Here is a 15,342-nt window from a genome sequence, read left to right on the forward strand (position 1 = left end):
GTTAAGAAAGGAGTTTGATATGCGGTCAAACTCCTTTATAACTACTTCAAAAAAATAATCTCAAAAATTATCAAATTACTAATATGCAGGATTTTGAGGAAAATCTTTATTTCTGTTCAAATCTAATGCTGATTGTGGGATTGGTCTTAGAATTTTAAGATTACCATTTTGTCCTGCAAAAGCATTTGTTGTTGTCACTTTTGGGTTGTACAAAACAGTTCTTTCTACTAATGTTCCAGTACGTTTTAAGTCAAACCATCGGTGGTATTCTCCCAATAATTCTCTACCTCTTTCGTCTAATATTGTATTGATATCAATTGACGTTAATACCGGAATTGCTCCTACAACTCCGCCTCCAGCTCTTCTTCTTACTTCGTTTAATCGTGCTAAAGCTGTTCCTGATTGACCTGCTTTAAAATAAGCTTCGGCAGCAATTAGATACGTTTCACCCAATCTTGAAATAATAAAATCGCGCGTACTACTTCTGTTAGTAGCTGGTGTAATTGGCGTTGTGTTATAATTTGCACTTGTTGCACCACTATATGGAGCATTTGGATCATCAAATTTACGAACCGGAATCAGGTTATAATCTCCTCCCGAAGCCGCTGATGAAGAATAAGTTCCCCAATTATGATATCTGAAATTCGCTACCATTCTTGAAGCATTATCCAGTTTCCAAGCGTCTCTGTCAGCTGTTGTAAACCATTTTGGCTCATAGAAATCTGAAATTTTCAAAGCTGCTTTATCTGTTACGGTATAATAATCATAATATCTGCTGTAGATTTCATTCATAAAAGTACCTTCCCAACGTTTATCTCCTTTTTCATATAATGACAAAGCATAAACCGTAGGACAAAGTGTGTAACTTCTATTTGGATAAGGATTTCCAGCCGCCGCTGCGCCTAAATAAGAACTAAACCAATAGTTTTGAGAACTTCCTAAAGCTGTTGTTCCCGTTGCATTTGAAGCAATCGAAAACTGAACCGAAAAGATAGTTTCTGCATTCATTTCATTTCCTGGTTTTACAACATTATCAAAAGATACATTCAAAGCCTGACCACCAATTGCCTGATCTGCCAAAACAGCCGCTGTTGTAAAATCTGCCGGAGTTCCAAAAGTTTCATAACCTCTTGTCAAATATACTTTTGCCAATAAATCCTGAACCGCTCTTTTATTAACTCTTCCGCCATATGCCGCTGTACTTACTGCCGGAAGTGCCTCGTTAAGATCTTTGAAAATTTGTGTATAAACTTCCTCTGCCGTATTTCTGTCAAATGATGTCACTGCTGTATTGATATTATCCAAAACAACCGGAACTCCTCCATAAGTTTGAACTAACAGAAAATAAGCGTTTGCACGTAAAAATTTAAGTTCGCCAATTCTGGTATCCAACGTGCTTGATTTCTCTGTAATTGTCGAATAATACAATCCTTTATTTGCCTGTTGAATTGCGATATAACAAGTTCTGTACAATTGATCAACTCCTGCAGATGACGATGATAATGTCAAATATTTGGCTAATCCTTCCGGTTCTTGATTTCTTCCCTCAGAATACATATCTGTTCCTGCTTCAAACAACCACGGATCTCCTCCATAAATGTCTTTTAGTGTTGCATAATTTGTATTTATTAATGACTCAAATCCCGCAGAAGTCAAAAAATATTGCTCTGCTGAACCGTAAGAACGATTGTCTTCCTCGATAAAATCTGAGCAAGAATTTAATGTCGTTCCCAGTATTAGTATAGCTATTATTAATTTTTTCATTTTTTCTAATTTAAAATTTTAAACTTAATCCCATTTGAACTGTCATTGTCGACACACGATTCACTGCTAAAGCCGCAGTCGCCCATTCCGGATCGTACCCTTCATAAGGTGTAATTACAAACGGATTCAACACATTCACATAAAAACGCATGCTTTTAAGTTTCAATTTATTTACCAGATCATTATCCAAACTATATCCTAATGCTATGTTTTGAACTTTGACAAATGATGCATTTTTGTAAAAAGCAACATTATTAGTATCATAATAAACTCCCGCTCCACGTGGCAAAGGGTTTGTATTTGAATATTGTGGTGCAATACCGGCGCCATTGGCAGGAATGTACCAATCATCAAGATCTAATTTCTGACGACCTCTGTCTGTAACATCGGCAAAATTATCGTGGAAGCCACTAAACACAGTCATTCCCTGATTTGTGATTAAAGACAATGACAAATCAAATTGTTTTACTTTTAATGTAGTAGAAAAACTTCCAGACCATTTAGGATCGTAATTTCCTAAAATTGCCCTGTCATTATTGGCATCAATTTTACCATCATTATTTAGATCTTTGACTCTTGCTTCTCCAGGTTTCTGACCGTAAGAAAGTGCTTTTGCTGCTTCGCTTTCCTGCCAAACTCCATCAAAAACATAGTTATAATAAGAGTGAATGTTTTCTCCTATAAATAAGTTATTTCCAACATCATCAACTTTATCTTGTCCATAAATAGACTCTAATTTATTTACATTTTTAGTGAAAGTAAAACTGGTTTCCCAAGACACATTTTTAGTCTGAATATTTTTAGTTACCAATGCAACCTCGATTCCTTTATTACTGATAGAACCTACATTTGAAGTAATTGTAGGAACTCCAATCTCTAACGGTAATGCTTGTTGAAACAATAAATCTTTTGATAAACGATCGTAAACATCTACACTTCCTGAGATTCTGTTTTTAGCAAATCCAAAGTCTAAACCTAAATTCACCTCTCTTGTTTTTTCCCAAGTTAAATCAGTATTTCCTAAGCTTGAAGATGTAAAACCGTTTGCCGGAGTACCGTTAAAATCATAATAAGTTGGCACTTTTAAAACGCTTAAACTTGAATATGGCGAAACATTATCGTTTCCGGTATAACCAACACTTCCTCTTAATTTTAAATTAGAAATAAAAGAGACATTTTTCAAAAATGATTCCTGATTAATATTCCATCCTAAAGCCACAGAAGGGAAAGCAGTCCATTTATTTCCATCGGCTAAAACAGACGAACCGTCATAACGAACAGATGCTGTCAATAAATAACGCCCTTTGTAAGTATAATTTAAACGAGCTGCATAAGATTCTAACGTGTTTTTAGAATACGGAATAAATACTCCTGACGGAATTATCGCAATAGATCCTGAAGGCGTTAAATTGTAAGTTGGCTGTGCTCCTGAACCTAAATTATAAAATCCGGTTTCAAATGGATTTTCTCTTGAAGATTGGAAATAAGTTTCGGTCGTATTAGAATAAAAACTCTGAAGCAATAAAACGTTGAAAACATGATTTTCCTTTAAAGTATAATTGATATTAAACTGATTGTCCCAAGTATAATTAAAGTTCTGAACATTAGTTACATCTCCAGACGGCAAACTTTTGTTTTTAAGACCAAAATCTGTTTGAGCACCAAGAGATCTTCCTTCTCTCGCATTCATCGAACCAGCAGAAAAAGTCGATTTGAAAGACAACCAATTTGTAAATTTATATTCTCCATACAAATTACCAATTGTAGTAAATCTTTTTATCTCATCACTTGAATTTGCAATTTCTAAAAGCGGATTATAAGAACCCGTTTTATTAATTGCTAAAGTTCCGTTAGGATATCTTAGCGTACCTGGTTGTTGCGCATAAGTTCCAACAATTTCGTCGCCATTTGCATCAATTGCCCAAGGCGATGTATATGGATTTTGTCTAAAAGCTTCCTGCATAGCAGTTGCACTTCCTAATTGTTCATCCGTTTTTGATATCGTAAGATTTACTCCAAACGAAATTTTATCATTGATCTTATGATTTAAACCTGCTTTAAAATTATACTTATCAATACCTTCATTATCAATAACTCCAGTTTCTTTTTGCACACCAAGACCAATGTTATAAGACAAACTATTATCTGCACGACCGGTAATATTCAGATAATTATTCTGAGTCATTCCGCCTTTTAAAACCGCATCCTGCCAATTATAACTTTGATTATTAGCCACTCTGTTAAACAAAACAGGATTCGTTCCTGCCTGACCAACTGCCGTTTTTAATTCGGTTGCATCAATATCATTATACGTTGGGTTTGTAGCCGAAATTGTAGTTGCCAAAAATGCCGATTGATGATAATACCACCATTTTTCAGGACTCATTAATTTTGGTAATCTCACCGCTTGCTTATTTCCATAAGAACTGTCATAAGAAACTGATACGCCCGCTTTTGCATTTGTGCCACTTTTGGTCGTCACAATGATAACCCCACTTCCTCCTCTTGAACCGTAAATTGCCGCAGAAGAAGCGTCTTTCAACACGTCCATTCTCGCAATATCCTGCGGATTCAAAAAGTCGATATTATCCGTTGGAACGCCATCAACTACAAAAAGTGGTTTAGAACCGTCTTTATTAATAGAGTTTGCCCCTCTAATAATAACGTTGAACCCGTCGCCAATTCTACCGGAATTTGAAGTTACCTGAACTCCGGCAATTCCTCCCTGAATAGCTTCCATTGGGTTAGTAACATTTCTTTCCGTGATTTTAGCCGCAGATAAAGTATTTACAGCTCCGGTTAAATCTGTCTTTTTTACAGATCCATAACCTACAACCACAACCTCGTTAAGCGAATTGGATTGTTCTGAAAGACTAACATTTACTCTCGATTTTCCTGCAACGCTAACTTCCTGAGTCTGAAAACCCAAATAGCTTACAATCAAAACCGCTTTATTACTTGCAACGTTTATTTTAAAACTTCCCTCAAAATCTGTAGAAGTACCGTTTTTAGTACCTTTTTCCTGGATATTCACACCTGGAAGTGATAATCCTGCAGCATCAGTAATCTTTCCCTCTATCACACCCGACTGAGCGCTCATAGTGTTACTCAACAGAAAGTTGAGGAAAAATAAAAACACAAGATTGTATTTTATTTTTTTCTTTGATAATTGTTTAATGTTCATAGTTTGGTTAATTGGTTTGGTTAAAATGATAGTTTTCTTTTTTTAATTTTTAATCGATTCTACTTTCTTTCCATTGATATAAGTGCTTATAAAATTTATATTTTTTACGTTTTTTAACGAATAAACCGAGTCTACTTTTTCGATTACAACATCTTTAAAAGTGATATTTTCTATAGGAGATGTTTCGTAACCATCAGCAAGGATTCCGAACTTTCCTCCGTTTTTGACCCTAATATTTTCAAGGCTGATATTTTTGATTGCTGGTATAAAATTTCCCGATTGACTTCCGTAAACATCATAAAACATAGTTGCTCTCAAAACACATTCTTTTACAGTTCCAACCTCAATATTTCTAACATAAATGTCCTCTGTAGTTCCACCACGTTTAGAGTTTGTTTTGATCCTGATTGCCCTTTCTAAATTGGGACTATCCATTACACAATTCTCTACAAAAACATTATTTACTCCGGCAGAAATTTCGCTTCCCATCACAACTCCGCCGTGACCATCAATCATTTTACAATTCTGAACAATGATGTTTTTACTCGGAATCCCAACTCGTCTTCCATCAGCATCTCTTCCGGATTTTATCGCAATACAATCGTCTCCCGTATTAAAAGTGCAATTTCTAATAATTACATTTTGAGAATATTCAGGATCACAACCGTCATTATTAGGTCCGTGGCTATTGACCGTTACGCCGTCAACAATTACATTATTAGATTTTATCGGATGTAAAATCCAAAACGGAGCATTGATTATCGTTATATCTTTTACCAAAACCGTATTACACTCAAAAAACTCAATAAAATTGGGACGCAAATAATGTCCTTCTCCAAAAATTCTTTGTTCAACAGGAACTCCTTTTTCAGCCATTTCGATCAAAGCAATACGATTAAGAGGATCATTTTGAGAAGCAATACCTTTTTGCCAACCGTACATTTTACTTCCTGCCCAAATCCACCAATTTGTATTATTTGCCTGTCCGTTTAATGTTCCTTTTCCAGTTATTGCAACATTCGTTTTGTTCTTTGCATAAATAAGTGGCGAATGATTCATTAATTCTGTTCCCTCAAATGAAGTATGCACCAAAGGATAATCTTTTGAATCAATACTAAACAGAATTTCAGCATTGTCTTCTAAATGCAAATTCACGTTGCTTTCTAAATGTATTGGTCCAGTTAGATATTTTCCATTTGGCACAAGTACTTTTCCACCGCCATTTTCAGCGCAAGCTTTAATGGCTTTTTCAAAAACTGCTGTATTTGATGTTTTTCCATCTGCAACAGCACCATAATCCATAACATTATAAGTCTTGTCTAAAAACTGCGTTTGTGGAATGCTTTTTACGATTAATTCCATTTTTTTCCATGGATTAGCTTCTGAAGTATTCGAAACTTGTTTTCCACAAGACAAAAATGAAATCGCAGTCAGGCTAAAAACCAGAACAACTTTTGACGCTATAGACTTACTTGTAATCATTTAAATATAGATTTTGATTTTCCGATTACAAAAATCAATATTAATGTAATCGATTACACGAAAGTAGAAAAATTGTTTCAATACAACAAATTTATTTAGATAAAATTTATATATTTAATTTTTATTATTAATTATATTTACATTTAATGCAAAAATGCTCCTAAATTATTATCATTACGGAGTATACAACGTTTTAGTTATCCGTTATGGTAATCGATAACATTTTATAATTTGATAATAAAAAAATATGTATTTTTGTCTAACAATTAACCTGAAACACTTTTTGAATGAGCGAAAAAATAACCATTTATGATATTGCCGAGAAATTAAATATCACTGCTGCTACTGTTTCAAGAGCCTTAAACAACAACCCGAAGATCAAAGAAAGTACACGAGAGCTAGTTCTAAAAACTGCTGCATCGATGAACTATAAGCAGAATAAACTGGCGTTAGCCTTAAAAAGTGGTCGTAGTAATAATATAGGTGTAATTGTTCCTCGTATCGATAGCAACTTCTTTGCATCGGTAATTAGAGGAGTCGAAGAAGAACTTCATCCACATGGTTATCAGGTTATTATTTGCCAAACGCATGAAGATCCAAAAAGAGAAAATGAAAACTTATATACCTTAATAGATGCTCAAGTAGACGGTATTATCATGTCGGTTACAGATGTGACTAACGAAAATGATGGCGCGTTTCATAATGTTTTAGAGAAAAATGTTCCGTTAATCTTTTTTGACAGAAGCAAACATATCGATGGCGTAAGTTCCGTGACAATCAATGACTTTAAAGGCGGATATATCACAGCAAAACATTTAATTGATGAAGGCTGCAGACATATTGCGCATTTCTCAGGAGATCAGTCTCTTGAGATATTCAAAAATCGTTTTTTAGGATACAAACAAGCATTATTGGATCACGGAATTAACTTTAAAGAAGAATATGTTATTCGTACTAAAAGTAGCGTTGAAGCCGGAAAAGAAGCAATCGACACTTTATTAAAACTAGAAACTCCACCAGACGCTTTATTTTCTTCGAGTGATTTTGCGGCTTTAGGTGCTATTCAGGAATTAAAAGAAAGAAATATTAGTATTCCAAATGAGTTTTGTGTGGCTGGTTTCAGTAACGAACCTTTCACAAAATTCATGGAATTATCGATAACTTCTGTTGATCAGTCTCCATTAGAAATGGGAAAAATGTCAGCACGTGTTTTCTTAGAACAAGTCGACAAAACCAATACGATTAAAATCGAAAAAAAGGTAGTTCTCGCACCAGAATTACACATTCGTAAATCTTCGTCAAGAACTACCTTCTAAGGATTTATACCATATAAGTTATATAAGTAATTATAAGCTGCATGCTTAAATTATGCGCAAAGCTAAAATGAACTTACATAACTTATATGGTAAAAGTTTTCAAATAATATAAGCAATTATAAGTTGCATGATAAATATGCGCAAAGCTAAAATGAACTTATATAACTTATATGGTAAAATCATAGTGAAACTCCTCTTTTCCAAGGAATAAATACATCTTGTTTCAACTGGTCTGCTTTTGTTTCCACGTTTCCGCTTGCCAATTCTATAATGTAATCTACTATTTCTGCTCCAACCTCGGCAATGGTTTTTTCACCAGTAATCACCGTTCCGGCATTTACATCGATAATATCAGACATTCTATTAATTAATGCCGTGTTCGAAGAAATTTTTACAACGGGTGCAATCGGATTTCCCATCGGATTTCCTAAACCTGTGGTAAATAAAACAACTGTTGCGCCCGATCCCACCAATCCTGTGGTACATTCTGCGTCATTTCCCGGAGTATTTAAAAGATTTAATCCTGGTTTTGAAATATATTCTCCGTAATCTAAAACATCCACAACAGGCGAAGTTCCACCTTTTTTAGCTGCGCCAGCAGATTTCATTGCATCTGTAATTAATCCGTCTTTGATGTTTCCCGGAGATGGATTCATATCAAACCCTGAACCTGCATCTACAACTGATTTTTCAAAAGCTTTCATTAAAGTTAAAAACTTATCTGCTTTTTCTTCGTCCACACATCGGTTCATCAATTCTTGCTCAACGCCACATAATTCTGGAAACTCTGCCAAAATTGTTTTCCCTCCCAAAGCTGCAAAAATATCTGAAACAATTCCTAATGCCGGATTAGCGGAAATTCCTGAAAACCCGTCAGACCCTCCACATTCTAAACCAATACTTAGCTTTGAAAGAGGAGCAGGTTTGCGTTCAATTTTGTTGGCTCTTTTAATGGCTTCATAAGAATCTTTAATCACCATTTGAAACATTTGATCAGTAGTTCCAATTTGTTGTTGCTCATAGATCAAAATTTCTTTATCACTATTCGGGCTCATTTCTTTCAATGCCTTTTTAAAAATATCAACTTGCAAATTTTGGCAACCTAAACTTAAAACAGTTGCACCTGCAACATTGGGGTTGTTCACATATCCTGCAAGCAGTTTCGCCAACAATTCTGAATCTTGTCTAATCCCTCCACAACCACCTTGATGATTGATAAATTTTACTTCGACATTCTCTAAAAGATTTTCATTTAAATTTTTATCCGAAACTTCTTCTACGCTTTTTTCTTCAATTAAAGAGCGTAACAAATTTTTATAAGAAACTTCTTTTTTGGGCATTAATTCGTTTTCGAAAATATCTTTCAGTTTTTCGATATTTTTGTTTTCACAAAAAACCAATGGAAAAAACAACCAAACGTTTTTGGTACCAACTTGTCCATCCGTACGATGGTATCCGTTGAAAGTTTTGTCTTTCCAACGATCTACATTTGGTGGAGTCCAACCTAAATTTCCGTTTTTACCAAAAACTTTTTCACTTTGATGTTTTACATTTTCGGTGGTAATTACTTCTCCTTTTTTTATAGGTTTAGCAGCTTTTCCAACCAAAACACCATACATTATAATATCATTACCAATTGTAAAATCTTTCTCTGCGATTTTATGTTTTGCTTTAACATCAGTTGTTGGTGAGACGGTATTTCCTTCAAACATAATTTGTTCGTTTTGTACCAAATCGGTTAAAGCGACAATTACGTTATCTGCTGAGTTGACTTTTATTATTTTTTTTTGAGTTGCCATGATTAAGCGTTCTGAGTTGTAGTATGTAATTGTTTTTGAAAATTAGCAAAACCATTTTCAATTCCGTTTGCATCAATTTCCTCCAAAGCTGTTGTAATTGCTTTTGTCAAGCCCGGAATTAGCGTTAAATCTTCATCCCAGAAACTTTTATTCTGCAAAGTAAGTCTTGCTATTTTGTTATAATCATCAGATTTCCAAAGTCCATCGAAGAAAGTAACAATATCTTCGCTATCATTTACCGGTAAATTTTCACCTTTCCACGTTCCTTTATAAAAACGAATTAAAGCCGCAAATGCAAACGTCAAATGAACCGGAAGTTTATGATGAATATCTACATAACCCGTTAAACTTGGTAATACTCGAACTTTAAATTTAGAAATTGAATTTAAAGCAATCGAAGACAATAAATGCTTGATAAACGGATTTCTAAAACGGTCTAATATTTCTTCAGCGAAACTTGTTAATTCCGCTTTATCCATGTTTAAAGTTTCATTAATCTCCTCAAAAACTGCCTTGTTTACAAATTCTCCTGTAAAGGCATTATCAACAGTTTCTTTTACGGTTTCATTTCCGTAAAGCAATGAAAACGGAACCATTGCAGTGTGCGCTCCATTCAAAATTCTAACTTTTCTCGTGCGATACGGTTGCATATCGGCTACGATTTTTACATCTAAATCTGTTTTCTCAAACGGAAGTTTTACTTTCAATTTATCATCGCCTTCAATTACCCATAAAAAGAAACTTTCAGCGCTTACAATCAAATCGTCTTTATAACTTAATTGACTATTATATTCTTCGATTTGATCTTTTGGATATCCCGGTACAATCCTGTCTACCAAAGTATTATGGAACGTACAATCTTTTAATAACCATGATTTAAAATCTTCCTCCAGATTCCAATCATCACAATATTTCAAAACAATTTCCTTTAAAGTATCCGAATTATAATTAATTAACTCACAAGGAATAACGGTTAAAGCTTTCGATTTATCGCCATTAAAATGCTTGAATCTTTCATATAAAAGTACGGTTAATTTTGCAGGAAATGAAACTGGCGGTTGCATTGTCAGGCGATCAGATTCTATATATTCGATTCCGGCTTCGGTTGTATTTGAAATGATGAACGCCAATTCTTCTTCTTTGGCTAAAGCCAAAAATTCCTGAAAAGAAGCATACGGATCAATTGCTTTTACTATATTAGTTATAAGCTCTTTTTCCTGAATTTCTTCGCCTTTTTTCACGCCTTTCATAAACAACGTATACAAACCGTCCTGAGCGTTGATCATATTGACCAAACCTTTATCAATAGGTTGTACAACAGCGATTCCCGCATTAAAATCGGCTTTTTGATTTAACTTTTGAAAAGCATATTCTACAAAAGCTCTTAAGAAATTTCCCTCTCCAAATTGTACTATTTTAATCGGAAGTCTCTCTGAAAATTCCGTATTTGATCTGCTTATTTTATCCATTATAATTTCTTTAAAACTTTATAAATAATCCCAAAATGCCTTATTCGTTTTCTGTGCGAAGATTATAAACTTGTAAAAGAAACATTACACTTGTTTACGATAAAATAGAAACTTGCTGTGAGGAATGACAAGCTTTATTTTTCAAGCGTAATGCTCAATTACAATCTCTAAAACCAAAAAAACTGCGTTTCAAATAAGGAATTGGCATGATTACTCCTTATTTATTTTTAATATTATTTATGATGTCAAGAATCTGACTTACTTTCGTTTTTAAACCTTCAAAATCATTATTATCCAAAATATCTTTTGATATCAATTGTGATCCAATTCCAACACAATATGCACCCGCATTAAACCATGAAGTCAAACTTTCTACTGTTGGCAAAACACCGCCCGTTGGCATAATATTCGTCCAAGGACATGGACCTTTTATTGCTTTTATAAATTCTGGTCCATAAATATCTCCGGGGAATAATTTCACGACTTCACAACCTAATTCTTCGGCTCTTGCAATTTCTGTTAATGTTCCGCAACCTGGAGACCACAATACTTTACGACGATTACAGGCAATTGCAATATCTTCTCTAAAAACCGGAGTTACAATAAAATTAGCACCTAAACTCATGTATAATGAAGCTGCTGCAGCATCGGTAATCGATCCAACTCCTAAGATCATTCCCGGTAATTCGGCCAAAGCATATTTGTTTAAAGCTCCAAAAACTTCATGAGCAAAATCGCCTCTGCTCGTAAATTCCATTAATCTTGCGCCACCATCATAACAGGCTTTTAGCACCTTTTTACTAATTTCTATATCCGAATGAAAAAAGAGCGGAACCATTCCGTTTTCTTTCATCGTTAAAGCCACTTCAATTCTTGAATATTTTGCCATTTTTATCTAATTATCTTGATACTAATCCTGCCGAATTACCATCAATCATATTTTCAACTTCTTTTAAGGTTACCAAATTATAATCTCCTGCAATAGTGTGTTTTAAACAACAAGCCGACACTGCAAAATCTAACGCTTTTTGGTTATTATTTTTATATTCTAAAAGTCCATAAATCAATCCGCCCATAAAAGCATCACCACTTCCTACTCTATCTACAACTGGCGTAACTTCTTTAATTCCCGCATGATATATTGATTTTCCGTCGAATAAAACACCACCAATTCTCTGATGTGAAGCACTTACAGAATAGCGTAAAGTTGTTGCAACCGTTTTTAAATTCGGAATCAAATCAAACAACTTCGTATACAAAACCGGAAGTGATTTTTCGTCTTGATAATTCGGGTTTACTTTCGGAATTCCCAACATGAAATATGCAGTATCAATATCCCCCAAAATAACATTACAATATTTCAACATTTCGGGCATCACGTCACTTGGAGTTTTACCATATTGCCACAATTTTGATCGGTAATTCAAGTCGCATGAAATTGTAATTCCCATTTTGTGCGCGATTTTAATCGCTTCTAAACAAGCTTCGGCAGCGGTTTCTGAAATTGCTGGTGTAATTCCGCTCCAATGAAACCAATTTGCACCTTCCAGAACTTTTTCCCAATCAATATTTCCCTTCTCAATAGTTGCCATTGAACTATGCGCACGATCGTAAACAACGTTGCTTCCCCGCGTTCCTGCTCCGGTTTCTAAGAAATAAATCCCTAAACGTTCACCTCCATAAATGATATTTTTGGACTCAACATTCATTTTTCGCATTTCTTTTAATGCCGAAATTCCGATTTCGTTATCTGGTAATCGCGTTACAAACTCAGCGTTTACACCATAATTGGATAAAGACACGCAAACATTAAATTCTCCGCCTCCGTAAGAAGCGCCAAATGCTGTAGATTGTGAAAAACGCAAATGCCTTTCAGTCGAAAGACGCAACATGATTTCTCCAAATGCAACTACTTTATTCATATTGTTTTATTGTTTTACCAGTAAAATTTTTCTTTTTTCACCATTAAGATATTAAGTCAATTAAGCTTTGAACTTAATCTTAATTGTTATTTTTTTGCCACAGATTCCAATGATTAAAAGATTTTAAGCCCAAACAAAAATTCTTTCTTCTATATTCTATGTTCTTTCCTCTTTCTTCTCAACTAAAATTTGAAATATTCTTTTGCGTTGTTGTATGAAATGTCCTGAACCATTTTTCCTATCCATTCCATGTCGTTTGGAAGTTCTCCGCGTTTGATTTCATCCCCTAAAAGATTACATAAAATACGTCTGAAATATTCGTGTCTTGGAAATGATAAAAAGCTTCTTGAATCTGTCAACATTCCAACGAAACAACTAATTAATCCCATATTTGAAAGAGCATTTAATTGTTTGGTCATTCCGTCTTTTTGATCTAAAAACCACCATCCTGAACCAAACTGAATTTTTCCTTTGACACTTCCGTCATTGAAATTTCCAATCATGGTTGCCATTACTTCATTATCAGCCGGATTTAGATTATAAATGATCGTTTTGGTCAATTTATCTTTACTATCTAAAGCATTTAAAAAACTCGATAATTTTTGCGCCTGCGGAAAATCGCTAATAGAATCCCAACCAGTATCAGGACCTAAAATCCTGTGCATACGCGCATTATTATTTCTTAAAGCGCCTAAGTGAAATTGCTGAACCCAACCAAATTCATGGTAGGTTTCGGATAAAAACAATAGAATTGCACTCTGAAATTTCAATGCTTCTTCTGGAGAAATTACTTGATTTTCTCTTTTCTTTTTGAAAATAGAATTGATTTCATTTTCGGTAAAATTTTCAAAATAAATCTGATCTAAACCGTGATCGCTTAATTTACAGCCGTTTTGAGCAAAAAATTCAATTCTGTTTTTTAAAGCATTACACAAATCCGAATAAGAATTAATTGCAATTCCGGACACATCCCCTAATGTGTCCAGATATGCATTATATCCATCATTAGAAATTAAGATGGCTTTATCAGGTCTGAAAGCCGTACTTACTTTAGTTCCAAAAGGATTCTTAGCCAGTTTTTGATGATGTTCTAAGCTATCAATAGGATCTTCAGTTGTACAAACCAATTCAGCATTTACTTTTTTAAGCAGGTTTTGTGTACTGTAAGCTTCAGAATTTATTTTTTCTGAAGTCTCGATATATATTTTCTCTGCTGATTTTTCATTCAATAAATCGTAGATATCAAAATAACGTGCCAGTTCTAAATGTGTCCAATGATATAAAGGATTACGCATCGTGTACGGAACCGTTTTTCCCCAGTTTAAGAACTTCTCTTTATCAGATCCATTTCCGGTTATAAATTGTTCGTTTACACCCAACGTACGCATTGCACGCCATTTATAATGATCTCCATTTATCCAAACCTGCGTTATGTTATCAAAAATTTTATCTTCGGCAATAAACTGAGGATTCAAATGATTGTGGTAATCTATTATCGGCTGATTTTTAGAATAGTTATGATATAATTCTTCCGCGAATTTATTTTCAAGTAAAAAATTATCGTTTATAAAAGTCTGATTTACACTCATGTCTTTTTAGTTATAATTGAGAATTATGCTTCGTTTGACGGTTTACCAATTGTAGCGAGAATTCCACCGTCTACATACAAAATATGACCGTTTACAAAATCACTTGCTTTAGAAGATAAAAATATTGCTGCTCCGGCTAAATCACTCGGATCTCCCCATTTTGCAGCAGGAGTTCTACTTATGATAAAATCGTTAAACGGATGCCCGTCAACTCTAATAGGTTTTGTTTGTTCTGTTGCAAAATATCCAGGACCAATTCCGTTGATTTGAACGTTGTATTTTGCCCATTCTGTTGCCATGTTTTTGGTCAGCATTTTAAGTCCGCCTTTTGCAGCAGCATAAGCTCCAACCGTATTTCTACCAAGCTCGCTCATCATCGAACAAATGTTGATGATTTTTCCTTGGCGTCTTTCAATCATTCCTTTGGCAACATGTTTTGAAACTATAAAAGGCGAAACCAAATCAATGTCAATTACTTCTTTAAAATCAGTAACTTCCATTTCGATAAGCGGAATCCTTTTGATAATTCCCGCATTATTAATCAGGATTGCAATTGGTCCAACTTCAGATTCAATTTTCTGAATTGCAGTTATAACTTCTTGTTCATCGGTTACATTAAATTTATAACCAACAGCACTTATTCCTTCATTTTTAAGTTCAGCTACAGCATCATCAATTTTTTGTTGAGAAGAGTTTCCGTTTACAATAATAGTCGCTCCGGCTTGACCTAAACCTTTTGCCATTGCCATTCCAAGTCCGTGCGTACTTCCGGTGATTAAGGCGATTTTACCTTTTATATCAAATAAATTTGTCATGG

At 34.4% G+C, this 15,342-nt stretch carries 10 protein-coding genes; 1 reads left to right on the plus strand and 9 read right to left on the minus strand.

Annotated features, from left to right (window positions below; all coding sequences use genetic code 11):
- Window positions 1-78 precede the first annotated feature (78 nt).
- From CLU81_RS01650 to CLU81_RS01660, 3 genes are all read right to left on the minus strand, one after another.
- Entirely contained in the window at window positions 79-1,764 is a 1,686-nt protein-coding gene (locus tag CLU81_RS01650) for a RagB/SusD family nutrient uptake outer membrane protein (RefSeq protein WP_099708235.1), read from the minus strand.
- Between the two features lie 10 nt (window positions 1,765-1,774).
- Window positions 1,775-4,864, minus strand: a complete 3,090-nt coding sequence (locus CLU81_RS01655) for a TonB-dependent receptor (RefSeq protein WP_233209631.1) — start codon at window positions 4,862-4,864, stop codon at window positions 1,775-1,777.
- Between the two features lie 126 nt (window positions 4,865-4,990).
- Complete coding sequence (locus CLU81_RS01660) at window positions 4,991-6,430, minus strand: glycoside hydrolase family 28 protein (protein ID WP_099708237.1); 1,440 nt, start codon at window positions 6,428-6,430, stop codon at window positions 4,991-4,993.
- Window positions 6,431-6,717: 287 nt separating this feature from the next.
- On the opposite strand from CLU81_RS01660, the gene CLU81_RS01665 reads away from it, so the two are divergent.
- On the plus strand, window positions 6,718-7,746 hold the full coding sequence (locus CLU81_RS01665; protein ID WP_099708238.1) for a LacI family DNA-binding transcriptional regulator: 1,029 nt from the start codon (window positions 6,718-6,720) through the stop codon (window positions 7,744-7,746).
- Window positions 7,747-7,925: 179 nt separating this feature from the next.
- Here the strand turns inward: CLU81_RS01665 and CLU81_RS01670 are convergent, their stop codons facing one another.
- The 6 genes from CLU81_RS01670 to CLU81_RS01695 form a co-directional block, all read right to left on the minus strand.
- The gene (locus CLU81_RS01670; RefSeq protein ID WP_099708239.1) at window positions 7,926-9,545 is read right to left on the minus strand and encodes a UxaA family hydrolase; all 1,620 of its coding nucleotides are present in this window, start codon (window positions 9,543-9,545) and stop codon (window positions 7,926-7,928) included.
- Between the two features lie 2 nt (window positions 9,546-9,547).
- Window positions 9,548-11,014, minus strand: coding sequence for a tagaturonate reductase (locus CLU81_RS01675; RefSeq protein WP_099708240.1), 1,467 nt, complete (start codon window positions 11,012-11,014; stop codon window positions 9,548-9,550).
- Window positions 11,015-11,231: 217 nt separating this feature from the next.
- Window positions 11,232-11,903, minus strand: a complete 672-nt coding sequence (locus CLU81_RS01680) for a bifunctional 4-hydroxy-2-oxoglutarate aldolase/2-dehydro-3-deoxy-phosphogluconate aldolase (protein WP_099708241.1) — start codon at window positions 11,901-11,903, stop codon at window positions 11,232-11,234.
- Between the two features lie 10 nt (window positions 11,904-11,913).
- A complete protein-coding gene (locus tag CLU81_RS01685; RefSeq protein WP_099708242.1) occupies window positions 11,914-12,936 on the minus strand; it encodes a sugar kinase in 1,023 nt (340 codons plus the stop codon).
- Window positions 12,937-13,118: 182 nt separating this feature from the next.
- Complete coding sequence (uxaC, locus tag CLU81_RS01690; protein WP_099708243.1) at window positions 13,119-14,525, minus strand: glucuronate isomerase; 1,407 nt, start codon at window positions 14,523-14,525, stop codon at window positions 13,119-13,121.
- A gap of 23 nt (window positions 14,526-14,548) precedes the next feature.
- Window positions 14,549-15,340: a gluconate 5-dehydrogenase gene (locus CLU81_RS01695; RefSeq protein ID WP_099708244.1), complete on the minus strand. Its 792-nt coding sequence runs from the start codon at window positions 15,338-15,340 to the stop codon at window positions 14,549-14,551.
- Between the last annotated feature and the right edge of the window lie 2 nt (window positions 15,341-15,342).

It is taken from the genome of Flavobacterium sp. 9 (assembly GCF_002754195.1).
Classification (GTDB): Bacteria; Bacteroidota; Bacteroidia; order Flavobacteriales; family Flavobacteriaceae; genus Flavobacterium.